General features: G+C 70.4%; 23 protein-coding genes. 19 read left to right on the forward strand and 4 right to left on the reverse strand.

The features are described from left to right. Positions 1-63 precede the first annotated feature (63 nt). The 7 genes from pgsA to O7621_RS18235 all read left to right on the forward strand — a co-directional run bounded on the left by pgsA (position 64) and on the right by O7621_RS18235 (position 5,850). Positions 64-714, forward strand: a complete 651-nt coding sequence (pgsA, locus tag O7621_RS18205; protein ID WP_282230374.1) for a phosphatidylinositol phosphate synthase — start codon at positions 64-66, stop codon at positions 712-714. Beyond that, positions 711-1,655 carry a phosphatidylinositol mannoside acyltransferase gene (locus O7621_RS18210; RefSeq protein ID WP_282230375.1) on the forward strand — a complete coding sequence of 315 codons (945 nt, stop codon included), beginning with the start codon at positions 711-713 and terminating at the stop codon, positions 1,653-1,655. The genes pgsA and O7621_RS18210 overlap by 4 nt, the downstream gene beginning before the upstream one ends. A gap of 12 nt (positions 1,656-1,667) precedes the next feature. Next, positions 1,668-2,828 carry a glycosyltransferase family 4 protein gene (locus O7621_RS18215; protein ID WP_281554476.1) on the forward strand — a complete coding sequence of 387 codons (1,161 nt, stop codon included), beginning with the start codon at positions 1,668-1,670 and terminating at the stop codon, positions 2,826-2,828. Between the two features lie 34 nt (positions 2,829-2,862). Continuing rightward, a complete protein-coding gene (locus O7621_RS18220) occupies positions 2,863-3,369 on the forward strand; it encodes a hypothetical protein (RefSeq protein WP_278168593.1) in 507 nt (168 codons plus the stop codon). Between the two features lie 136 nt (positions 3,370-3,505). Beyond that, positions 3,506-4,441, forward strand: a complete 936-nt coding sequence (gene pdxS, locus O7621_RS18225; protein ID WP_282230376.1) for a pyridoxal 5'-phosphate synthase lyase subunit PdxS — start codon at positions 3,506-3,508, stop codon at positions 4,439-4,441. 32 nt (positions 4,442-4,473) lie between these two features. Next, a complete protein-coding gene (gene pdxT / locus O7621_RS18230) occupies positions 4,474-5,070 on the forward strand; it encodes a pyridoxal 5'-phosphate synthase glutaminase subunit PdxT (protein ID WP_282234639.1) in 597 nt (198 codons plus the stop codon). Between the two features lie 30 nt (positions 5,071-5,100). Then, entirely contained in the window at positions 5,101-5,850 is a 750-nt protein-coding gene (locus O7621_RS18235; RefSeq protein WP_123601103.1) for a YebC/PmpR family DNA-binding transcriptional regulator, read from the forward strand. Between the two features lie 679 nt (positions 5,851-6,529). Here the strand turns inward: O7621_RS18235 and O7621_RS18240 are convergent. Both O7621_RS18240 and O7621_RS18245 read right to left on the reverse strand, forming a co-directional pair. Next, complete coding sequence (locus O7621_RS18240; RefSeq protein ID WP_282230377.1) at positions 6,530-6,718, reverse strand: DUF397 domain-containing protein; 189 nt, start codon at positions 6,716-6,718, stop codon at positions 6,530-6,532. After that, on the reverse strand, positions 6,705-7,490 hold the full coding sequence (locus tag O7621_RS18245; protein WP_282230378.1) for a helix-turn-helix transcriptional regulator: 786 nt from the start codon (positions 7,488-7,490) through the stop codon (positions 6,705-6,707). The genes O7621_RS18240 and O7621_RS18245 overlap by 14 nt, the downstream gene beginning before the upstream one ends. 279 nt (positions 7,491-7,769) lie before the next feature. Between O7621_RS18245 and O7621_RS18250 the strand changes: the two genes are divergently transcribed. From O7621_RS18250 to O7621_RS18300, 11 genes are all read left to right on the forward strand, one after another. Further along, a complete protein-coding gene (locus O7621_RS18250) occupies positions 7,770-8,054 on the forward strand; it encodes a hypothetical protein (RefSeq protein WP_282230379.1) in 285 nt (94 codons plus the stop codon). A gap of 455 nt (positions 8,055-8,509) precedes the next feature. Further along, on the forward strand, positions 8,510-8,797 hold the full coding sequence (locus tag O7621_RS18255) for a type II toxin-antitoxin system VapB family antitoxin (RefSeq protein ID WP_282230380.1): 288 nt from the start codon (positions 8,510-8,512) through the stop codon (positions 8,795-8,797). A 211-nt stretch (positions 8,798-9,008) separates the two neighbouring features. Next, on the forward strand, positions 9,009-9,581 hold the full coding sequence (locus tag O7621_RS18260) for a DUF4352 domain-containing protein (protein WP_282230381.1): 573 nt from the start codon (positions 9,009-9,011) through the stop codon (positions 9,579-9,581). Positions 9,582-9,695: 114 nt separating this feature from the next. After that, positions 9,696-10,220, forward strand: coding sequence for a crossover junction endodeoxyribonuclease RuvC (ruvC, locus tag O7621_RS18265; RefSeq protein WP_282230382.1), 525 nt, complete (start codon positions 9,696-9,698; stop codon positions 10,218-10,220). Continuing rightward, positions 10,220-10,822, forward strand: a complete 603-nt coding sequence (gene ruvA, locus O7621_RS18270) for a Holliday junction branch migration protein RuvA (protein WP_278168611.1) — start codon at positions 10,220-10,222, stop codon at positions 10,820-10,822. Before ruvC ends, ruvA begins: the two co-directional genes overlap by 1 nt. Beyond that, positions 10,819-11,925 carry a Holliday junction branch migration DNA helicase RuvB gene (gene ruvB, locus O7621_RS18275; RefSeq protein WP_281554484.1) on the forward strand — a complete coding sequence of 369 codons (1,107 nt, stop codon included), beginning with the start codon at positions 10,819-10,821 and terminating at the stop codon, positions 11,923-11,925. Before ruvA ends, ruvB begins: the two co-directional genes overlap by 4 nt. A 183-nt stretch (positions 11,926-12,108) precedes the next feature. Further along, complete coding sequence (yajC, locus tag O7621_RS18280; protein ID WP_282234640.1) at positions 12,109-12,414, forward strand: preprotein translocase subunit YajC; 306 nt, start codon at positions 12,109-12,111, stop codon at positions 12,412-12,414. Positions 12,415-12,598: 184 nt separating this feature from the next. After that, on the forward strand, positions 12,599-14,506 hold the full coding sequence (gene secD, locus O7621_RS18285) for a protein translocase subunit SecD (protein ID WP_282230383.1): 1,908 nt from the start codon (positions 12,599-12,601) through the stop codon (positions 14,504-14,506). Between the two features lies 1 nt (position 14,507). Continuing rightward, a complete protein-coding gene (secF, locus tag O7621_RS18290) occupies positions 14,508-15,710 on the forward strand; it encodes a protein translocase subunit SecF (RefSeq protein ID WP_282230384.1) in 1,203 nt (400 codons plus the stop codon). Between the two features lie 78 nt (positions 15,711-15,788). After that, positions 15,789-16,352: an adenine phosphoribosyltransferase gene (locus tag O7621_RS18295; RefSeq protein WP_282230385.1), complete on the forward strand. Its 564-nt coding sequence runs from the start codon at positions 15,789-15,791 to the stop codon at positions 16,350-16,352. Between the two features lie 181 nt (positions 16,353-16,533). Continuing rightward, positions 16,534-19,020, forward strand: a complete 2,487-nt coding sequence (locus O7621_RS18300) for a bifunctional (p)ppGpp synthetase/guanosine-3',5'-bis(diphosphate) 3'-pyrophosphohydrolase (protein ID WP_282234641.1) — start codon at positions 16,534-16,536, stop codon at positions 19,018-19,020. 91 nt (positions 19,021-19,111) lie between these two features. On the opposite strand, the gene O7621_RS18305 is transcribed toward O7621_RS18300, so the two are convergent. Further along, positions 19,112-19,942, reverse strand: coding sequence for a peptidylprolyl isomerase (locus O7621_RS18305; RefSeq protein ID WP_282230386.1), 831 nt, complete (start codon positions 19,940-19,942; stop codon positions 19,112-19,114). A 35-nt stretch (positions 19,943-19,977) separates the two neighbouring features. Next, positions 19,978-20,928 (reverse strand): peptidylprolyl isomerase, encoded by a 951-nt coding sequence (locus O7621_RS18310; protein WP_282230387.1) that lies wholly within the window; start codon positions 20,926-20,928, stop codon positions 19,978-19,980. 304 nt (positions 20,929-21,232) lie between these two features. Between O7621_RS18310 and O7621_RS18315 the strand changes: the two genes are divergently transcribed. Further along, complete coding sequence (locus tag O7621_RS18315; protein ID WP_282230388.1) at positions 21,233-21,982, forward strand: MBL fold metallo-hydrolase; 750 nt, start codon at positions 21,233-21,235, stop codon at positions 21,980-21,982. Positions 21,983-21,985: the final 3 nt, after the last annotated feature.

Below are 21,985 nucleotides of genomic sequence, written 5' to 3' on the forward strand. Positions count from 1 at the left end.
CACCGGTTCACGTTCGTGGCCACCGTGCCGACCCTTTCCGTCGACCGTTATCGTGGGACCGCCATGGCGAAGATCTTCAGAGTGTCCGTCCGCGCGGGCATCACCCGGGTGATCGAGCCGGTAGCCCGCGGACTGCTCGGCGCAGGGATCTCGCCGAACGCGGTCACGGTCGCCGGCACCGTCGGTGTGCTCGTCGGGGCGATCGGCTTCGGCTCCCGTGGCCACCTGATCACCGGTCTGGTGATCGTCACGCTGTCCGCCCTGACCGACGTGCTGGACGGCACGATGGCCCGGCTGCGCGGCGGTTCGAGCACCTTCGGCGCATTCCTCGACTCGAGCATGGACCGGATCGCCGATGGGGCGATCTTCGGCTCGGTGGCGTACTGGCTCGCGGTCAGCGGCAACCGGGCGGGTGCGGTCGCGGCGCTGATCTGCCTGGTCGCCGGTGGCATCGTGTCCTACGTGAAGGCGCGCGCCGAAGGGCTCGGGATGACCTGCAACGTCGGCGTAGCCGAACGGGCCGAGCGGCTGATCCTGGTCGGCGTCGGCGGCCTGCTCAGCGGCCTCGGTGTCGGCTGGGGGCTGCCGGCCGCGCTCTGGCTGCTCGCCGCGCTGTCACTGGTGACGATCTGGCAGCGGATCGCCCACGTCCACCAGCAGACCGCCGCCGCGGCGGCGGGCACCCGACAGACGGTGCAGGGCGTGGACGCGTGACCCCGGTCGAGCTCGGCTACGCGGCGGCCTGGCGGCTGATCCGGACGCTGCCCCGGCCGGCCGCAGCTGCCCTGTTCCGCGTCGGCGCCGACCGGGCTCACCGGCGCGGCGCGGCGTCGGTCCGCCGGCTCGCCGCCAACCTGCGCCGGGTGGTCGGCCCGGATCTGCCAGCGGCCGAGTTCGATTGGCTCACCCGGGAAGCGGTGCGTTCGTACGCCCGGTACTGGATGGAGATGTTCCGGCTGCCGTCGCTGAGCCGGCAGCAGCGGCTCGACGGTTTCCACCTGGCCGGTTCGGAGATGCTCGCCGCCGACGTGGCCGCCGGGCGGGGCTCGGTGGTGGCGCTGCCGCACGCCGGCAACTGGGACGCGGCGGGCGCCTGGGTGGCGGCCAACGGCTGGCCGTTGACCACGGTCGCCGAACGGCTGCGACCCGAAGGCGTCTACAACCGGTTCGTCGCCGTCCGGCAACGACTCGGCATGGAGATCGTCCCGGCCTCTGGCGGTCCCCGGCCACCGTTCGACGTCCTGATTGACCGGCTCGCTGCCGGCCATGTCGTGCCGCTGCTGGCCGACCGTGACCTGTCCGCCCGAGGCGTCGAGGTCAGTTTTTTCGGCGGCCGGACCCGGATGCCGGCCGGCCCGGCGCTGCTCGCGCTGCGTACCGGTGCCCCGCTCTACGTCACCACCATGTGGTTCGAACCGGACCGCGCACACGGCGAGTTGGACGGGCCGGTGCCGCTTCCCGACCCGTCGGTCGGCCCGCTGGACGTGCGGGTCCGCCTGCTGACCCAGCAGATCGCCGACCGGCTGGCGGTCGGTATCGCCCGCCACCCGCAGGACTGGCACATGATGCAGCGGCTGTGGCTGGACGAGCGCCCCGACCCCGACCCCGACCCCGACCGGGACCGGTCGGGCAGCTCGGCCACCGGGCCGGGATGAGCGGGGGCCACCGTGCGGATCGGCATCGTGTGCCCGTACTCCTTCGACGTCCCCGGAGGGGTGCAGAACCACGTCGTCGACCTCGCTGAGGCGCTGATCGATCTCGGCCACGAGGTGAGCGTGCTGGCACCGGCGGACGAGGACGCAGCGCTGCCGCCGTACGTGGTGGCCGCCGGCCGCTCGGTGCCGGTGCCGTACAACGGCTCGGTGGCCCGGGTGAGTTTCGGCCCGGTGGTCACCGCCCGGGTCCGGCGCTGGCTCAATCGTGGCCAGTTCGACGTACTGCACGTGCACGAGCCGTTCGCGCTCAGCGTCAGCCTGCTCGCGGTGCTCTGCGCCCGGGGTCCGGTGGTGGCCACCTTCCACACCGCGATGACCAGGTCCCGGGCGCTGGCCGCCGCGCAGGGCATGCTGCAGCTGGTGCTGGAGAAGATCACTGCCCGGATCGCGGTGTCGGCGCTGGCCCGCAGGGTGCAGGTCGAACACCTCGACGGCGGCGCGGTGGAGATCCCCAACGGGGTGGCGGTGGCGAAGTACGCCAACGCCGAGCCGCTGCCCGGCTGGCCGGGTGACTGCGGTCCGGGCACCGGCGGCACGCTCGGCTTCCTCGGCCGGTTCACCGAGCCGCGAAAGGGCTTCGGTCTGCTCCGTGAGGCGTTCGTCGCGCTGGCCCCGGACCGCCCGGGCCTGCGGCTGCTGGTGGCCGGTCCGGGCCGGCCCGACGACCTGTACGCCGCCGTCCCGGCCGGGCTGCGCGACCGGGTGACCTTCCTCGGGCTGGTGTCGGAGCCGGACAAGGCCCGGATGCTGCGCAGCGTGCACCTCTACGTCGCGCCGAACATCGGCGGTGAGTCGTTCGGCATGATCCTCACCGAGGCGATGGCAGCCGGCGCGGCGGTGGTCGCCAGTGACCTGGACGCGTTCCGCCGGGTGCTCGACGACGGCCGGGCCGGGGAACTGTTCCCCACCGGTGACCCGGTGGCGCTGCGCCGGGCCGTCGCCCGGCTGCTGGACGACGCGCCGCGCCGGGAAGCGCTCGCCGGCCACGCCCGGCAGGTGGTGGCGACCTTCGACTGGCCCGCGGTGGCCCGCCAGGTGCTGGAGGTGTACGCCGCCGCGATCGAGGCCACCGATGGGCGGGTGCTCTATCAGGAGTGGGCGGAGCCACCATGATCGGGTCCACGGGGCCTACGCCGGCGGCACTACGATGCCGGGAATGCGGTGGGTGGTCGGTGTGAGCGTCGCGGTCGTCCTGCTGTCGGCGTACCTCACCTGGACCGCGGCCCGGGTGGACCGGCTGCACGTCCGGGTGGCGGCGGCCGCCCGGGCGCTCGACGCGCACCTGCTGCGCCGGGCGGCGGCCGCCGCGGTGCTCGCCGAGGAGCAGTACGCGGTGGAGCTGTACGCGGCGGCCCGGATCGCGTTGGACGCCGCGTCGCCGGAGGAGCGTGAGGCCGCCGAGAACGACCTCACCCGGCAGTTGCGGGCGACGGCGCTGACCAGCCCGGATCCGGCGACCGAGGCGGTGGTGGTGGCCAGCCGCCGGCTGGTGCTGGCCCGTCAACTGCACACCGACCTGGTCCGCGACGCGTTGCTGGCCCGCCGGCGGCCGCTGGTGCGGCTGCTGCGCTTCGGCCGCCGGCACGACGAACCCCGCTACTTCGACATCGACGATCCGACCCTTACCCGGGTGGTGGACCCGACCCGCCGGTGACCTGGGTCTGTTGGCCGGTGATCTGGGCCACAGGGCAGGCCACCGGGTTGTCGATTGGCTGTCGGTGGACCCTGCCGGCGGGCGTAGCATCCCAGACGTACCCCTGTCGCGTACTTCGCCGAGGAGCCGATTCGTCGTGTCCGAGACCCCCGCTGCTCAGGCCGCCACCCCGGGTGCCGTCGCGCCCGCCTCCGTCACCGGTACCGCCCGGGTCAAGCGCGGCATGGCCGAGATGCTCAAGGGCGGCGTGATCATGGACGTGGTCACGCCCGAGCAGGCGAAGATCGCCGAGGACGCCGGGGCGGTCGCGGTGATGGCCCTCGAACGGGTGCCCGCTGACATCCGTGCCCAGGGCGGCGTGTCCCGGATGAGCGACCCAGACATGATCGACGGCATCATCGAAGCGGTCTCCATCCCGGTGATGGCCAAGGCCCGGATCGGACACTTCGTCGAGGCCCAGGTGCTGCAGGCGCTCGGCGTGGACTATGTCGACGAGTCCGAGGTCCTCACCCCGGCCGACTTCGCCAACCACATCGACAAGTGGGCGTTCACCGTGCCGTTCGTCTGCGGGGCGACCAACCTCGGTGAGGCGCTGCGCCGGATCACCGAGGGCGCCGCGATGATCCGTTCCAAGGGCGAGGCCGGCACCGGCGACGTCTCCAACGCCACCACCCACATGCGGCGCATCGGCGCCGAGATCCGCCGGCTGACCTCCCTGTCGCCCGACGAGCTGTACGTCGCGGCGAAGGAGCTGCAGGCCCCGTACGACCTGGTCCGGGAGGTCGCCGAGACCGGGAAGCTGCCGGTGGTGCTGTTCACCGCCGGCGGTATCGCCACCCCGGCGGACGCGGCAATGATGATGCAGCTCGGCGCCGAGGGGGTCTTCGTCGGCTCCGGCATCTTCAAGTCCGGCAACCCGGCCCAGCGGGCGGCGGCGATCGTCAAGGCCACCACCTTCCACGACGACCCGGACGTGCTCGCCAAGGTCTCCCGTGGGCTCGGCGAGGCGATGGTCGGCATCAACGTCGACGACATCCCGGTGCCGCACCGCCTCGCCGAGCGCGGCTGGTGACCGGCGCGGCCCAGCCGGCTCCCGACGCGCAGGTGCGGGTCGGCGTGCTGGCGCTGCAGGGCGACGTCCGCGAGCACCTGCGGGCGCTGACCGAATGCGGTGCCACCGCCCGCCCGGTCCGTCGCCCCGAGGAGCTGGAGCAGGTCGACGCCTTGGTGGTGCCCGGCGGCGAGTCGACCACGATCAGCAAACTGGCGGTCGAGTTCGACCTGCTGGAGCCGATTCGCAAGCGGATCGCCGCCGGCATGCCGGTGTACGGGTCCTGCGCCGGCATGATCATGCTGGCCGACGAGATCCTCGACGGCCGGCCTGACCAGCGGTCCTTCGCCGGCATCTCGATGGCGGTGCGGCGCAACGCGTTCGGCCGGCAGGTGGATTCCTTCGAGGCGCCGGTGGTCATCGACGGTGTCGACGGCCCGCCGTTCCACGCGGTTTTCATCCGCGCGCCATGGGTCGAACGGGTCGGCGAGGACGTCGAGGTGCTGGGCCGGGTAGCCGCCGGAGCGGCCACAGGTAGGATTGTCGCGGTTCGGCAGGGCAATCTGCTCGCCACGGCCTTCCACCCAGAGCTGACCGGCGACCGTCGGGTGCACCGACTGTTCGTGGAGATGGCCGTCGCGGCAGGCTGACCCAGCAGGTGGGAAGCGACGGAGGTGCACATGTCCGGCCACTCCAAGTGGGCGACGACCAAGCACAAGAAGGCGGTCATCGACGCCAAACGCGGCAAGATGTTCGCCAAACTGATCAAGAACGTCGAGGTCGCCGCCCGGACCGGCGGGGGTGACCCGGCCGGCAACCCCACCCTGTACGACGCCATCCAGAAGGCGAAGAAGAGCTCCGTACCCAACGACAACATCGACCGCGCGGTCAAGCGCGGCTCCGGCCTGGAGGCCGGCGGTGCCGACTGGCAGACGATCATGTACGAGGGGTACGGGCCGAACGGTGTCGCCCTGCTCGTCGAGTGCCTGACCGACAACCGCAACCGGGCGGCGACCGAGGTGCGTACCGCGCTGACCCGTAACGGCGGGTCGCTGGCCGACGCCGGCTCGGTGTCGTACCTGTTCTCCCGCAAGGGTGTGGTGATCGTGCCCAAGGGCGAGCACTCCGAGGACGACGTGATGCTCGCGGTGCTCGACGCCGGCGCCGAGGAGGTCAACGACCTCGGCGAGGCCTTCGAGGTGGTCAGCGAGCCAGGTGACCTGGTCGCCGTGCGCACCGCGCTGGTCGACGCCGGCATCGACTACGAGTCCGCCGAGTCCTCCCTGGTGCCGAGCATGAACGTGCCGCTGGACGAGGACGGCGCCCGGCGGATCTTCAAGCTGATCGACGTCCTGGAGGACTGCGACGACGTGCAGAACGTCTACGCGAACTTCGACGTCTCCGACGAGATCATGGCCGCCGTCGGCTGACCGGGCGTCGTTCACCGCCCTAGCTATCCCTCGGACTGTCAGAAGCCCAGCGAGTAGCCGGAGGGTGAAACTCCATCCGGCTACTCGACAGCAAGGATTCGAGAGAGAGGGGTTGCCGTTAATGTGCTTCTCCGAGCAAGGCGTAGACTGCTCACCCTGGCTTCGGTTCTCGCGGTTCTCGTAAGCGGTTCAGCGACCTATGCGTGCACGTTAGCTCGGCCCGCTGGTGCCGAGCTCGTTCTGAGGGTTCAGGCTGAACACTGTCCGAGTAGTGCCAGTAGGTGCTACTTGCTGCCGCTGCCGGAATCCGATGTAATGGTCTCCGGTCCGGAAATATCTATGTCGGGTCAAACCGATGGCTCGGGAGTTGCACGTTTCTGGCTCCAGGAGCCTGGAACTTACGTCGTGCGTGTGGATTCATTCGCAATCTTTCCCAGCACCCTGTCCAAGACTCTGGCTATCGATGACGAGGACACCGCACTGGGGGGTAGTGTCGCAGTGGAGCTGACGGGCCAGCTCGCCTCCTAGTAATCATCGGCTGCTAGTGATCCGCACCCTGAAATTCGCGGACAGTATGTCGTGCAGCAATGGGCAGGAGCGGATCACTTGAGCGGCGTGCCAAGAGCCCCGGACCCATCCAGGTGGGTCCAGGGCTCTTGTTGTCCGTCCGTACGCGGATTCAGCTGTGCGTCTTTGTCACCTCGACGAAACGCGACCAGGCGGTCGGGTGGAAGGTCAGGGTGCCGCCGTCGCGGTTCTTGGTGTCCCGGACGTGGACGCGGCCGGGAAGGTTGTCTGCGACCTCGACGCAGTCGCCGGTGCCGTTGCTGCGGGTGCTCTTGCGCCAGCGTGGCTCATCTGTGTTCATTCAGCGTCCTCAGGATCAGGTCTCGGGACTGGACCACGGGCAGGGCCAGCGCGTCAATCTCCTCCCAGGCTAGCTCCAGGTGTCCGAGGTCGCCACGGGTGGTCGGCGCGTGGCCGGTCAGTTGGTCATCGAGATGGCCCGATCGCCGGCCGTCCGGCAGGTTGGCGATCACGAACGCTCCGGAGAGCCCGACGTGGATGCCCTCCGACTCGGCCGGGATCACCCGGATGCGGACATGCGGCCGATGGCCGACGTCCACCAGGTGCCCGAGCTGGTCCATCAGCACCTCGCTCGGCCCACGCCGCAGCACCACCTCGCCGATGATCGCCGACAGCCCCACCGGGTCGTCCCGGTCGATCGTCGCCGCCTGGCGTTCCCGCCGCTTGGCGACCAGTGCGTCGACCTTGCCGGCGTTCGACGGCACGGCCGAGAAGACCTCGCGCATGTACGACTCGCACTGCAACAGCCCCGGCACCAGCATCGGTGCCCAGCTGCGCAGCAAGGTCGCCCGGCGCTCTTGGTCGAACCAGGAGCGCAGCCAGGGCTGCCGGTCCTCCCGCGCGTCCTTGGCCGCTCGTTGGATCTCGTCGCCGGTGCCGAAGAACTCGTCCATGCGCTCCGCTGTGCCCTCCTGCGGCACCAGCTTTCCCGACTCGAAGGACTGCACCAGGGACTTCGACACGCCGATCGCCGCCGCGAGCCGGTCCTGAGCCATCTTCCGGCTGGTCCGCAGCTCGCGCAGGCGGGCTGGCAGGGAAGCCAGATCATTCACGATTATCACCCCGAATGGTCGGTCGACAGGTGTGCCATCGTCGGGCAATGGCCGAATCCATCTTCCGCCCACTGCCGGGAACAGTCCAGGGTGGAAATCGACGGAAGTGCAACCCGGTCGACTCCACCCGAGGGGGTACGGATGATCAGGAACGACGGAATCGGTGGTGAACCACGCCTCGCGCGATATCGATCTTTCCAACACGACCCGAACGACACGTCGAGCGCGGAGCGCGCGGATGCTTGCCCGCCCGCTCCGCCCAGGTCGGCAGAGTCCTCGGTGGCCGCCCGGTCCCCGGAACTGTCCCGGGCGGTCCACGACGCGAACTCGACCGCCCGCACCCACATCCCGAACCGGACCACCGGGGAATGCCATCGGTGCGGCGGCGTACCCGGACCCTGCCGGCCGTTTCTGAGGGCGATCGCCATCCTGGACCGCTGGGACCCGAGTAATGCCCGGCGGATTCGCGCCGTACTGCATCTCTCCGGGTTGATGACCGCCGGCTACCCGCACGACGGCCGTGACGAGTCCGCCGAGTCGTACGGAGCATCGGACGATGCCTGACGACGAAGCTCTGGTGTGCCCCGGGGATCTCGTGGCGCTGCGGCAGTGTGACCACGTGGACGCCGATCGCCCGGTCCGGCTCCGGGTTGAGGAGGTATGGCCGTCCCCGGAGTGGTTCTCGTGGGTGACGCTCTACGGTCGGGAGGTCAGCGACGACCCACGGCGGCACGGCAGCATCACCAGCGTGCGGGCGTACCGCGACGCGTTGCGCCAGCCCGGGGCGGTCACCAGGACGCCCGCCCCGGTGTGCGCCTACTGCCGCGAGCGACTCGCGGCGGGCAGTCCCATCGTTTCCCCCTGTCCCTCCTCGGGACCCGACGCTTCCGGGCCCCTCCTGAACGCCCCGGGGCGTCGCGTCTTACCCCTCCCCACGGCTCACCGGGCCTAGCACTTGTTGAGCCTGATGCCACAGGTGCATCTTGATGCACCTGTGGCATCAAGCCGTCGGAGCACTGTTGGGTCCCGAGAGCCGGCACGGGCACAACGTGCACCTGCCGGCCGAGCGGAGAACCATCCCCTGGGAGATGTCCATGGCCGCGACGCACCTGCATCTTGATGAGGACCTGTTGACGGAAGCCGCTGCCGCGTTGGGCACGACCACGGAGCGGGAGACGGTGACCGACGCTCTCCGGCAGGTGGTGAGAGTACGCCGCGAACGGCGGCGACGAGCGCTGGCTGACCTGCAGGAGATCGCCGCCTCCGGTGGCTCCCACCTCGACCGCCTCGGTGAACTCGACCGGTGAGACCAATTGGTCGAACCGGAGTCTTGCGCTGCACGCCCTCGCTGCTGGGCTACGCGAACGTGGCCACGACTGTCTGCTGCTCGGTGCCGCGCCGTTTGACAACGTCTCCTAGCGTCACGGGGACGTCAAAGATCACCTGAGCTGGCGGCTCTCCACTGTCGTGGTTCGGGTGCGCAGATCCAGTCGCAACAGAGCCGGAAACGAGGACACGATGGCCAACAGGAAACTCGGTGCCGCAGTTGCCCAGATCGCCGTGCTCGGCGTACTCGGGCTCATCGCCGCAGGCTGTTCGTCGACGGAGGAGACGCCGCCGACGAACGTCGAGCAGACAGCGGCGCCGTCGCAGGCCGACGAACCGGCCGACGGCGCCGATGCCGGCGGTGACACCGGCACCGCGGCGGAGCCACTCCCGTACACCGAGGAACTCAACGGGCGCAGGCTCACCGTCGAATCGTTCGGCACCTCCGCCGCAGGCTCCCCACTGTGGGAGGTCGGCGAGGGCAACGAGGTGCTGTACCTCCAGGTGAAGATCGAGAACGTCGACGCCGAACCCTGGGAGTCGAACGTCGTGCAGTTCTTCCTCCTCGACGAGTCGGACGAGACCTACGCGCCGTCCTTCTACGACGCCGAGGTCGGGGAAGCTCCGGACGCGGTCACCCTCGCCCCCGGTGATTCGGTCGAGGGGTACGTCCCGTTCGAGGTCCCCGCCGGCACCACCGGCCTGCGCCTGGAGTACGCGGTCGACCTGAGCCAGAACGCGGTCATCGACGTACAGCTGAACTGACGTACCGGCCGGGTGGCTCCGGCACGCGTGTCGGCTGTCCCGGCCCGCTGCTGGTTGGCTAGGGTGTCGAACACACGTACGTGTGGCGTGGTGTCGGCTGGGGGAGGATCGGCGGTGCGGGTGCTCGGGGTCGATCCCGGCCTGACCAGGTGCGGGGTCGGCGTGGTGGAGGGCGTGCCGGGTCGGCCGTGCCGGCTGGTCGCGTACCACGTGGTGCAGACCGACCCGGGCGACGACCTGCCGGACCGACTGTTGCACCTCGACGAGCGGCTTACCGCCCTGGTCGCCGAGCACCAGCCGCGCAGCGTGGCGGTCGAGCGGGTGTTCAGCCAGCACAACGTGCGTACCGTGATGGGCACCGCGCAGGCCAGCGCGGTGGCCGTGCTGGCCGGCGCGCGGGCCGGGCTGCCGGTGCGGACCTACACCCCGAGTGAGGTGAAGGCGGCGGTGACCGGTTCCGGCCAGGCCGACAAGGCCCAGGTGACCGCGATGGTCACCCGGCTGCTGCGGCTGGACCGCCCGCCGCGCCCGGCGGACGCCGCCGACGCGCTCGCCCTGGCGATCTGCCACATCTGGCGAGGTGGTACGCATGACCGGCTGGCCGCCGCACAGCGGGCGGCGCGGAGCGGAGGTGCCTGATGATCGCGAGTCTGCGCGGGGTGGTGCTGGCGGTCGCGCCGGACAGCGCGGTGATCGAGGTCGGCGGGGTCGGCCTGGCGGTGCACTGCGCCCCGGGCACCCTGGCCAACCTGCGCCCCGGCAGCCCGGCCCGACTGGCCACCAGCCTGGTGGTCCGGGAGGACTCGCTCACCCTGTACGGCTTCGCCGACGACGACGAGAAGCAGCTGTTCGAGCTGCTGCAGACGGCCAGCGGGGTCGGGCCCCGGCTGGCGCAGGCGGTGCTGTCGGTGCTCACCCCGGACGCGGTGCGCAAGGCGATCGCGAATGCCGACACGGCGGCGCTCACTCGGGTGCCGGGGATCGGCAAGAAGGGCGCCGAGCGGCTGGTGCTGGAGTTGCGGGACCGGGTCGGGCCGGTGCCGGTGGGTGCCGACGGGGCGGCCGGGGTGACCGCTGGGGCGTGGCCGGAACAGGTCCGGCAGGCGTTGGTCGGGCTGGGCTGGACCGCCGGGCAGGCCGACCAGGCGGTGGCCGCCGTGGCGGAGAGCCTGGACGGCCCGCCGCCGCCGGTCCCGGTGCTGCTCAAGCAGGCAATCAGGCTGTTGGGTAAGAGCCGGTGAGTGGCGACGTCGAGGGCCTGGTGTCGGCGTACGCCAGCGACGCCGAACGCGACGCGGAGGTCAGCGTCCGGCCGCGCCGGCTGGCCGAGTTCATCGCCCAGCACCGGGTCCGCGACCAGCTGGACCTGCTGCTGCGGGGCGCGATGGGCCGGGGCGCGCCGCCGGACCACATTCTGCTCAGCGGCCCGCCGGGGCTGGGCAAGACGACGCTGGCCAACATCGTCGCCGCTGAGCTGGGTTCGGGTATCCGGGTGACCAGTGGGCCGGCGATCGAGCGCTCCGGTGACCTGGCGGCGATCCTGACCAGCCTGGCCGAGGGCGACGTGCTGTTCATCGACGAGATCCACCGGATCGCTCGGCCGGCCGAGGAACTGCTCTACAGCGCGATGGAGGACTTCCGGGTCGACGTGGTGGTCGGCAAGGGGCCGGGCGCGACGGCGATCCCGTTGGACGTGGAGCCGTTCACCCTGGTCGGTGCGACCACCCGGGCCGGTCTGCTGACCGGGCCAATGCGGGACCGGTTCGGGTTCGTCGCGCATCTGGACTTCTACGAGTCGACCGAGCTGGAGGTGCTGCTGACCCGGTCAGCGGGGATTCTCGCGGTGCCGATCACGCCGGACGGGGCGGCTGAGATCGCCGGCCGGTCCCGGGGGACCCCGCGGATCGCCAACCGGCTGCTGCGCCGGGTCCGCGACTACGCCGAGGTGCGGGCGGCCGGGGTGGTCGACCGGGATACCGCCCGGGCGGCGTTGGCCGTGTACGACGTCGACGAGCTGGGTCTGGACCGGCTGGACCGGTCGGTGCTGACCGCGTTGATCGGCTCGTTCGGTGGCGGCCCGGTCGGGTTGTCCACCCTGGCGGTGGCGGTGGGGGAGCAGCCGGACACGGTCGAGGAGGTCTGCGAGCCGTTCCTGGTGCGGGCGGGGCTGCTGGCCCGTACCCCCCGGGGGCGGGTGGCGACCGAGGCGACCTGGCGGCATTTCGGCCGGGTGCCGCCGCCGGGAACGCTCGGCGGTCCGGCCGTGCCGGGTGTTCAGTCCCGGGCCGGTACGGCAGGCGGCATGGTGTCCAATATGCCTGATTTATTCTCGGATGAGGCTTAGATTATCTCGTGATCTGAACGTGATCCGTGCCGATCACAGAGTTCACAGTCACAGCGACTAGACTCGCCGCGGTCTGTACGGCACTGAGATCTCGCCTCCGCAGAGCGTAACGGCGTCGCGAGTGGCTGACGAAAGGTTGTTGTTGTGTTCTTGGCGCAAGAGGGCGCGGGCGGCGCCAGCTTCATGCCCATCCTGATGATCGGCCTGCTCTTTGTCGTCATGTACTTCATGATGATCCGGCCGCAGCAGAAGCGGCGCCGCGAAGCCGAGCAGATGCAGTCGTCGATCAGCGCCGGCGACGAGGTCGTCACCATCGGCGGCCTGTACGGCACCGTGTCCAGCATGGATGAGGAGACGGTGATGCTCGAGGTCTCGCCCGGCGTGCACGAGCGCTACGCCCGACCGGCGATCGCCCGGGTGGTGCCGAAGACCGACGCCAGCGCGACGACCGAGTCCGCCCCGGCGGACGAGGTGCCGACCAAGGACTGAGCCACCCCGGGTCGTCAGACCCGAGTTACATCGACGATACTGATCGTTGTGTTGCCGGTCACGACCGCTCGACCTGACGGTCGCGGCTGGTACGACGACCACCCCACCGCCGCTCGCACCAGTGGCACCAACCGCTGCCGCCCGGGGCATCAGCGGCCGAACCGCGCAGGGAGACAGGACCGCCGTGGCACCACCTCAGGGACAGATGCGCCCCGGGCGGCAACTCGCCGCACTCGGGCTCATCTTCGCCGTCCTCTACCTCATGGTGTTCTTCGCCGGAGCCAGCGGCAGCTGGCAGGACCGGCTGGAGCCCAAACTCGGCCTGGACCTGATCGGTGGCACCCGGGTCACCCTGGAGGCGACCACCGAGGACGGCAGCGCGCCGCCGGCCGCCTCGCTGGAGCGGGCCCGCGACATCATCGAGAACCGGGTGAACAGCCTCGGCGTCTCCGAGGCCGAGGTGGTCACCGAGGGCGACCGCAACATCGTCGTCTCGCTGCCCGGCCAGAACCGCGACCTCAGCGAAATCGGCAACGCGGCCGAGCTGCGGTTCCGCAAGGTGCTCAAGGCCACCGACGGGGGTGAGCCGATCCAGCCGCAGGCGTCCCCCACGCCGAGCGAGGGCACCGGTGAGGAAGGGGCCGACGCGTCGCCGACGCCCGGTGCCTCGCCCGACGCCGAGGCGTCGCCGGGTGCGGAATCGTCGCCGCAGGCGGAGGCCGAGCAGAGCGAGGGCGCCGGTGGCGAGGGCGGCATGGCCCAGCCGGATCCGACCGACTCCGCCAGCCCCGATGCCAGCCCCAGCGCGTCCCCGACGCCCGCTGCCGACGCTGACGGGCCGGCCGACCTCGCCGAGGTCCAGGCTAAGGTCGGCGAGGCGGCCTGGGCGGCGGCGACCGGCCTGCAGGCCCCGGCCGACTTCAGCGCCGACCCGACGCTGGCCGATACCCTGGCCCCGTTCGGCGAACTGACCCCGGCGGAGATCCGGGTGCTGCCGGCCGGCGTGCAGTACAACGTGCCGTACGTGACCTGCGACAAGCTCCTGCTGCGCCAGGCCGGCTCGATCCGCGACGAGTCCCAGCAGGTCGTCGCCTGCGAGGGCCTGGTCAAGTACCTGCTGGACGAGGCGAAGGTGGTCGGCACCGACGTCAGCGACGCCAGCGGTGTGCTGGACCAGACCACCGGCCAGCCGGTGGTCAGCCTGAACTTCACCGGATCCGGCCAGCGGGCTTGGACCGAGCTGACCCGCGAGGCGTTCAACAACACCGACCAGGAGTGCGAGGCCAGCGCGCTCGGCCAGGACGGCAAGTGCCGGGTCGCGGTGGTCCTCGACAATGAGGTGATCTCCTCACCGGAGATCCAGGGCGTGCTCACCGGCGACTCGCAGATCACCGGCGACTTCACCCTCGCCACCGCCAACGAGCTGGCCGGCAACCTGCGCTACGGTGCGCTGCCGCTGACCTTCGAGCCGCAGGAGGCGCAGAGCATCTCGGCCACGCTTGGCACCGAGCACCTGCGCGCCGGGCTGCTCGCCGCCGGGATCGGAATGCTGCTGGTCGCAATCTACTCGTTCTTCTACTACCGGCTGCTCGGCATCGTGATCTTCCTCAGCCTGATTCTGTCGGCGCTGCTGGTCTTCGGTGCGATGGTGGTGCTCGGCCGGCAGATCGGCTTCACCCTCACGCTCGCCGGGATCGCCGGTCTGATCGTCTCGCTGGGTGTGGCGGCCGACTCGTTCGTGCTGTACTTCGAACGCCTCAAGGACGAGATACGTGAGGGTCGAAGTCCGCGCAGCGCCGTACCCCGGGCCTGGCTGCGCGCCCGGCGGACGATCATCTCGGCCAACGCCATCACCCTGATGGCGGCGGTCGTGCTCTACATCGTCTCGGTCGGCACGGTAAAGGGCTTCGCCTTCGCCCTCGGCCTGGCGACCGTGCTCGACCTGGTCGTGGTGTTCCTGTTCCGGCACCCGATCATGTCGATGCTGGCCCGGACCAAGGCGTTCCTGTCTCCCCGGGTGAGCGGCCTCGGCCGCGCGGTGAAGACCGAGGACGAGACCCCGATCCGCAACCCGCGCGTCAAGGAGGCCTGACATGAGCGGTTTCGCCGGACGCCTCTACCGGGGTGAGGCCAACCTCCCGATCGTCAAGCGGCGCAACACCTGGTTCGTGATCGCTGCGGTGGTCGTCGTCCTCGCGATCGCGAGCGTCGCGATCCGGGGCTTCAACCTCGGCATCGACTTCCGGGGCGGCAACGAGTTCCAGGTGCCGGCGAGCGTCGGCACCCTGCCGCAGGCCGAGGATGCCCTCGACGCCGAGCTCGCCGAGCTGGACACCTCCGAGCCGCTCGAGGTGGTCTCCGGCCAGGAGGTCGGCGGCACCACCTACCTGTTCCGCACCGCCGAGCTCACCGCCGAGCAGACCGAAGCCTTCAAGCAGGGTCTCGCCGAGCGGCTCGGCATCGAGCAGTCGGCGATCAGCGACAGCCGGGTCAGCGGTGCCTGGGGTAGCCAGGTCACCCAACGGGCGCTGCTCGGTCTGCTGGTCTTCATGGTGCTGGTCACCATCTACCTGGTGCTGCGCTTCGAGGCGCGGATGGCGATCGCGGCGGTCGCCGGCCTGGTGCTCGACCTGCTGCTGACCGCCGGCATCTACTCGGCCTCCGGCTTCGAGGTCACCCCGTCGACGATCATTGGCTTCCTGACCATCCTCGGCTTCGCCCTCTACGACGTCGTGGTGGTCTTCGACAAGATCCAGGAGAACACCCGGGGCGTCACCGGCGGCAGCAGCCAGACTTACGGCGAGGCCGCCAACCTCGCGGTCAACCAGACCCTGATGCGGTCGATCAACACGTCGATCGTCGCGTTGCTGCCGGTCGGTGGGCTGCTGTTCATCGGCGCCGGGCTGCTCGGCGCCGGAACCCTCAAGGACCTCGGTCTGGTGCTGTTCGTCGGTATGGGCGCGGCCTTCTTCGCGTCGATCTTCTTCTCCTCGCCACTGGTGACGGTGCTCAAGGAGCAGGAGCCGAAGTACAAGCTGCACACCCAGCGGGTGCAGGCCAAGCGGTCCTCCCTGGCGGAGCGGGACAAGGCGCCGAAGCGGTCGCGTACCGGTGCCTCGACCACAACGTCGGCCGACGAGCCCGCCGAGACCGAGCCCGCCGCGGACGCCGCCCTGGCCGGCACCGCACCGAAGGCCGGTGCCCGGCCGGTCGGCAAGCGCCAGTCCGGCGGCGGTCGCGGCGGCCGACCCGGCGGCGGGGGCCGTAAGCGCCCCAGCGGCGCGAAGCGTCGCTGACGATTCCCTCGGTGGTGTTCCGGAGGCACTGTCGCCGCCGGAACACCACCGGTCCCATCCGGCACGGAAAGGCGCAAGGTGACGGAAACCGAGGCAGTGCTCGTCGGGGACAGCGGGGCCGAGACGGCCGCGTTGGTGGCGAGTCGGGTCATCGACGTACCGGACTTCCCCAAACCTGGCATCGTCTTCAAGGACCTGATGCCGTTGTTTGCCGACGGGCCGGCGTTCCGGGAGATCACCGACCGGATCATCGCCCACCACGGGGCGGACTCCTTCGACGTGGTCGCCGGCATCGAGGCGCGGGGGTTCGTGCTGGCAGCGGCGATTGCGTACGCCACCGGTACCGGGGTGGTTCCGGTCCGCAAGGCCGGCAAGCTGCCCCGGGCAACGTTCTCCGCCTCGTACGCGTTGGAGTACGGCGAGGCGGTCCTGGAGGTGCATCAGGACGCCTTCACCGCCGGTCAGCGGGTCCTGGTGGTCGACGACGTGCTGGCCACCGGCGGTACCGCCGCCGCTACCCTGGACCTGGTCGATCGGGCCGGTGGCACGGTGGTGGGCTTCACCGTCCTGCTGGAGCTGGGTTTCCTCGCCGGTCGGGACCGGCTCGCGCCCCGGTCGGTGCACGCCATGTGGCGGGTGTGAGCCGGCCGACCGAGCAGCTCGGCCGCCGGGCACAGCACCGGCCGGACGGGTAATATTGCGGTCCCTGTCAGTCAGGGGCGCTGTCTCCTGGCTAGCGCGGTAGCAGCTCAGCCCGATACGGTCGGCTGAGTTCCGGCAGAGGTGAGGGAGGCCGGTGTCCCCCGACGTCGTCGCTCCTTCCATGGAGGGCACTGTGCATCCGACTGGCGAGGTCAACCCAACTGCGGGCGTGACCAACGACGAGGCACCCAGCTCTGCCGTCAATTCGGGCGGCCCCGACATCGCTGCGGAGCGCGGCGCCGAACCTGCGGCGCCGAACGGTGCGGCGGCGAACGGTGCGGCGGCTGTGGCGGCGAACGGCGCGGTTGACCACCCCGGCACGGCAGCGGCGGGCAACGGTTTCGGCTTCAACGGTGCGCCGACCGGGCGTCGGGTACGGGCCCGGCTGGCCCGGTTCAACGCCCCCTGGCAGGCACCGCACATCCCCGAGGTGCTGGAACCGCTGATCGCCACCCATCAGCAGAGCCATCCGAAGGCCGATCCACGGGTGCTGCAGCGCGCCTTCGAGATGGCCTCCAAGTGGCACTCCGGGCAGTACCGCAAATCCGGCGATCCGTACATCACGCATCCGTTGGCGGTCGCCACCATCCTCGCCAATCTCGGCATGGACACCACGACACTGGTCGCCGCGCTGCTGCACGACACGATCGAGGACACCGATTACACCCTGGACGAGATGCGCGCCGACTTCGGCGGTGAGGTGGCGCTGCTGGTCGACGGGGTCACCAAGCTCGACCGGGTCAAGCTGGGCGACGCGGCCAAGGCCGAGACCATCCGCAAGATGGTGGTGGCGATGGCCAAGGACCCCCGGGTCCTGGTGATCAAGCTCGCCGACCGGCTGCACAACATGCGGACGCTGACCTTCCTGCCCAAGGCGAAGCAGGAGCAGAAGGCCAAGGAGACCCTGGAGATCCTGGCGCCGCTGGCCCACCGGCTCGGTATGAACACCGTCAAGTGGGAGCTGGAGGATCTGGCATTCGGCACGCTGTTCCCGAAACGGTACGAGGAGATCAACCGGCTGATCGGGGAACACCAGCCGCAGCGCGACACCCAGCTGCGCAAGGTGACCCAGAAGGTGCAGGTCGACCTGCGCGCCGCGAAGGTCAGGGCGGAGGTCACCGGCCGGCCGAAGCACCTCTACTCGATCTACCAGAAGATGATTGTCCGGGGGCGGGACTTCAACGACATCTACGACCTGGTCGGCGTACGCATCCTGGTCGACACGGTCCGCGACTGCTACGCGGCGCTCGGCGTGATCCACGCGAACTGGCAGCCGGTCCCCGGCCGGTTCAAGGACTACATCGCGATGCCGAAGTTCAACATGTACCAGTCGCTGCACACCACGGTGATCGGGCCCACCGGCAAGCCGGTGGAGATGCAGATCCGCACCTACGCGATGCACCGTACCGCCGAGTTCGGCATCGCCGCGCACTGGAAGTACAAGGAGCAGAAGGGCGCCACCGTCGTCGGCCCGCCGGCGCACATCGACGAGATGACCTGGCTGCGGCAACTGCTCGACTGGCAGCGGGAGGCGAGCGATCCGAGCGAGTTCCTCGACGCGCTGCGCTTCGACCTGTCCAGCCAGGAGGTTTACGTCTTCACCCCCAAGGGCGACGTGATCCCGCTGCCCACCAGTTCCACCCCGGTCGACTTCGCCTACGCCGTGCACACCGAGGTAGGGCACAAGTGCATCGGGGCGCGGGTCAACGGCAAGCTGGTGCCATTGGAATCGACGCTGTCCAACGGCGACGTCATCGAGATCTTCACCTCCAAGTCGGCGACCGCCGGCCCGACCCAGGACTGGCTGGGCTTCGTCAAGAGCCCTCGGGCCCGCACCAAGATCCGGCAGTACTTCAACAAGGAACGCCGCGAGGAGGCAATCGAGACGGGCAAGGACGCGATCGCCAAGGCGATGCGCAAGCAGGGCATGCCGTTGCAGCGGATGCTCACCACGGACTCGCTGATGGCGATCGCCCGCGACCTGCACCTGGCCGACGTCGCCGCGCTGTACGCGGCGGTCGGCGACAGCCAGGTGTCCGCGCAGTCGGTGGTGCAGCGGCTGATGGTCAGCCTCGGCGGCGAGGAAGGGGCCGCCGAGGACCTGGCCGAGTCGGCCGTCGCAACCCGCCCGCCCCGGGCACGGCACAACGGCGCCGACCCCGGCGTGGTGGTACGCGGGGTCACCGACGTCTGGATCAAACTGGCCCGCTGCTGTACCCCGGTCCCGCCGGACACGGTGTTCGGCTTCGTCACCCGGTCCGGCGGCGTCAGCGTGCACCGCGACGACTGCTTCAATGCGGCCGAGCTCAAGGCGCAACAGGAACGGCTGGTCGAGGTCACCTGGAAGTTGACCTCGGCGTCGACGTTCCTCGTCGCCATCCAGGTTGAGGCGCTCGACCGGCACAAGCTGCTGGCTGACGTGACCAGGGTGCTCTCCGAGGAGCGGGTGAACATTCTCTCGGCGACCGTGACCACCACCCGGGACCGGGTGGCGGTCAGCCGCTTCTCGTTCGAGATGGCCGACCCGAAGCACCTCGGTCATCTGCTCAACGCGGTCCGCAAGGTCGACGGCGTCTTCGACGCCTACCGGGTCACCTCCGGCACCTGACAAGAAGGCGCCAGGGCATCGGGTAATGCCCTGGCGCACTGGTACCGGCTCAGCGGGCTCGGCGGCGTTGCCGGCCGCCGAGCCCGGTGGACTACTGCGGCTCGCTCACCGTCAACGAGTTGATCAGAATGTCGTTGTTGGGGTGGCCGCCGCCGGGGGACGGCTCGAACGCACCGTCGTGACCGGCCTCGGTGGCCTCCTGGATGACGTCGAGGCCCTCGACGACCCGGCCGAGCACGGTGTAGTCCGGGCTGAGCTCGACGTCCTGGTAGATGAAGAAGAACTGGCTGCCGTTGGTGTCCGGGCCGCTGTTGGCCATCGCCACCACCCCGGCCGGGTAGGCGGGCCGGTCGTCAACCGGCAGGTTCTCGTTAGCGAACTGGTAGCCGGGCCCGCCGGTGCCGTCGGTGTCCCGGTAGCCTTCGCCGCTGGCGCTCGGGTCACCGCACTGCAGCATGCCGGGGAACATCCGGTGGCACTTGGTGTTGTCCCAGAACTGCTGGCTGGCCAGGTGGCTGAAGCTAGCCGCCGTGCACGGCACCTCAGCCAGGTCCATTTCCACCTGGATCTCACCGAAGTTGGTGTCCAGGGTCATCACCTGGGTGCCGGTGTCCGGCGGCGTGGTGGTCGGCGGCACACCGACGTCCACGGTTGTCTCACGGCGCTGCTCGGCGGGGATCTCGTTCCACACGCAGGTCACGCCGGCGTCGGCACCGTCGGCCTGGGGCGTGGTCTCGCTCTCGTCGTCCCCGAGGCTGGCGACCAGCCACACCGTGCCCGCGGCCACGAGCAGCAGGGCGACGCCGGCACCGATGCTGGCCTGCAACTGGCGGCGCTTGCGGGCCGCCTCGGCGCGCTGGGCCATCTCCTTTTCAAGGCGGGCCCGAGCCGCGGCACGCTGCCGCTCCCTGGTCGACGTCACGGTGGATCCTCCTGGATTCGGATTGTCTGGTCTGGTCAGGACTGGCCGGCGGTGCCGTCGGTGCCCTCCGCGTCCGGCTCGGTGGCCGACGGGTCGGTGGTGGCCGGTGCCGAGGTGCTCGGGTCGGTCGACGGGGTCGCCTCGGTCTCGTCGGCCCCGATCGGCTCGCCGACGGTCAGGCTCTGGATGACCACGTCGGTCTCCGGCTTCACCTGGGCGCCGGCAGCGTTGTTCACCAGTGGGAGAGCGCCGATCGCCTCGACCGTGTCCATCCCCGAGGTCACCTTCCCGATGATCGGGTACGAGGGGAACTCGGTGGTGTAGTCCTCGAAGAAGATCTTGAACTGGCTGCCGTTGGTGCCCTGCGGCACGCCGACCGCAGCGACCGTGCCGGCCGGGTAGAGCGGCGGATGGTCGGCCAGCTCCTGCGTCGGGTCGGCCGACGGGTCCAGCTGCGGCGAGACCGGCACGTTCTCGCTGAAGTACGAGTACGTCGGCCCGCCCTGTCCGGTGCCGCTCGGGTCGCCGCACAGGATCGCGCCCTCGTCGGTGATCTCGTGGCAGGTCGTGTCGTCGAAGAAGTTGCGGCTGGCCAGGTGGGCGAAGTTGGCGGCGGCGCAGGGCGCGGCGGCCAGGTCGAGCTCGACGGTGATCGGCTCACCCTGGTTGGTGGTGATCGTCATCGGCTGGACCCCCCGGTGCGGCGGGTCGGTGGTCTCCGGCATGCCGACGTCGGTGAGGTTGCTGTTGGCGGCCGTGTCCTGCGGGGTCCAGGTGCAGATGCCGGCGGCCTCCGGGGTCTCCGGTTCGCCCTCGAAGGCGCCGAGCGCCCAGGCCGAGCCGCCGGCGATGAGCAGCAGCGCGAGGCCGGCGCCCACCCCGGCGCGGATCCGCCGCTTGCGCCGGGCCGCGGCGGCACGCCGGGCCATCTGCCGGTCGAGCTTCGCCCGCGCCAATTTGCGCTGCCGGTCCCTGCTGGAGGCCACCCGCGCTCCCCTTTCCTGATCGTCCCTGCGCCGTGCGGCGGGTCGGTACGTGTCCTGCGGAGGGCGTGCCGGACCCGGGCGCCTTTGCGGTGCGCCACGCCACACGCCCGCAAGAGTGTACGGGTATCGGCTGGGAAATTGTTGTACGAGGTCCGCTCCGTATCCAATCGGAGATCATCGCTGCCGTCACGGCCTGGGCAGGCCGGCGGGTGTGCCCTGGCGGCCCGGCGTGTCATGGCGGCTAGGCTCGACGAGGAGACGGTTCCGCCGGCCCGCGCGGGCCGGCCTAGCAGAGAGGAGAGGCGTGCTCATCACCGGCTTCCCGGCGCAGGCGTTCGGCACCAACTGCTACGTGGTGGCTGGCGGGCCGGGCGAGCAGTGCGTCGTCGTCGATCCCGGCATCGGGGTGCTCGACCAGCTGGACCAGGTGCTGGCCGAGCACCGGCTGCATCCGGCGGCGGTGCTGCTCACCCACGGCCATGTTGACCACACCTTCTCGGTCGCGCCGGTCTGTGGGGCGCGTGGCATCACCGCGTACGTGCATCCGGGCGACCGGGAGTTGCTAGCCGATCCGGCGAAGGGCCTGTCGGCGGACCTGGCGGCGATGTTCGGCGGCCGGCTGCCGTACAGCGAACCGGACGACGTGGCCGAGCTGACCGACGGTGCCACGCTGGTGCTCGCCGGGTTGGAGATCACTGTCGACCACGCCCCCGGCCACACCGGAGGCTCGGTGCTGTTCCGGCTGCCCGGCGCCGGCTCGCCCTGGGAGGCCGAGCAGGTCTGCCTCTCCGGTGACGTGCTGTTCGCCGGCTCGATCGGCCGTACCGATCTGCCCGGCGGCAGCATGCCGACGATGTTGACCAGCCTGCGCGACAAGGTCCTGCCGTTGGCCGACGACACCGTGGTGCTGCCCGGCCACGGCCCGGCCACCACCATCGGCCGGGAGCGCATGAGCAACCCCTATCTCCAGCAGGTCGCCCGCGCGGCCGCGCCCCACCTGCACGAGGCCGCCGGCGGCTGCACCGCCGCCTCGGCCCGACGTACCGGACTGTGACAA

Source organism: Solwaraspora sp. WMMD937 (genome assembly GCF_029581175.1).
In the GTDB taxonomy this organism is placed as follows: Bacteria; Actinomycetota; Actinomycetes; order Mycobacteriales; family Micromonosporaceae; genus Micromonospora_E.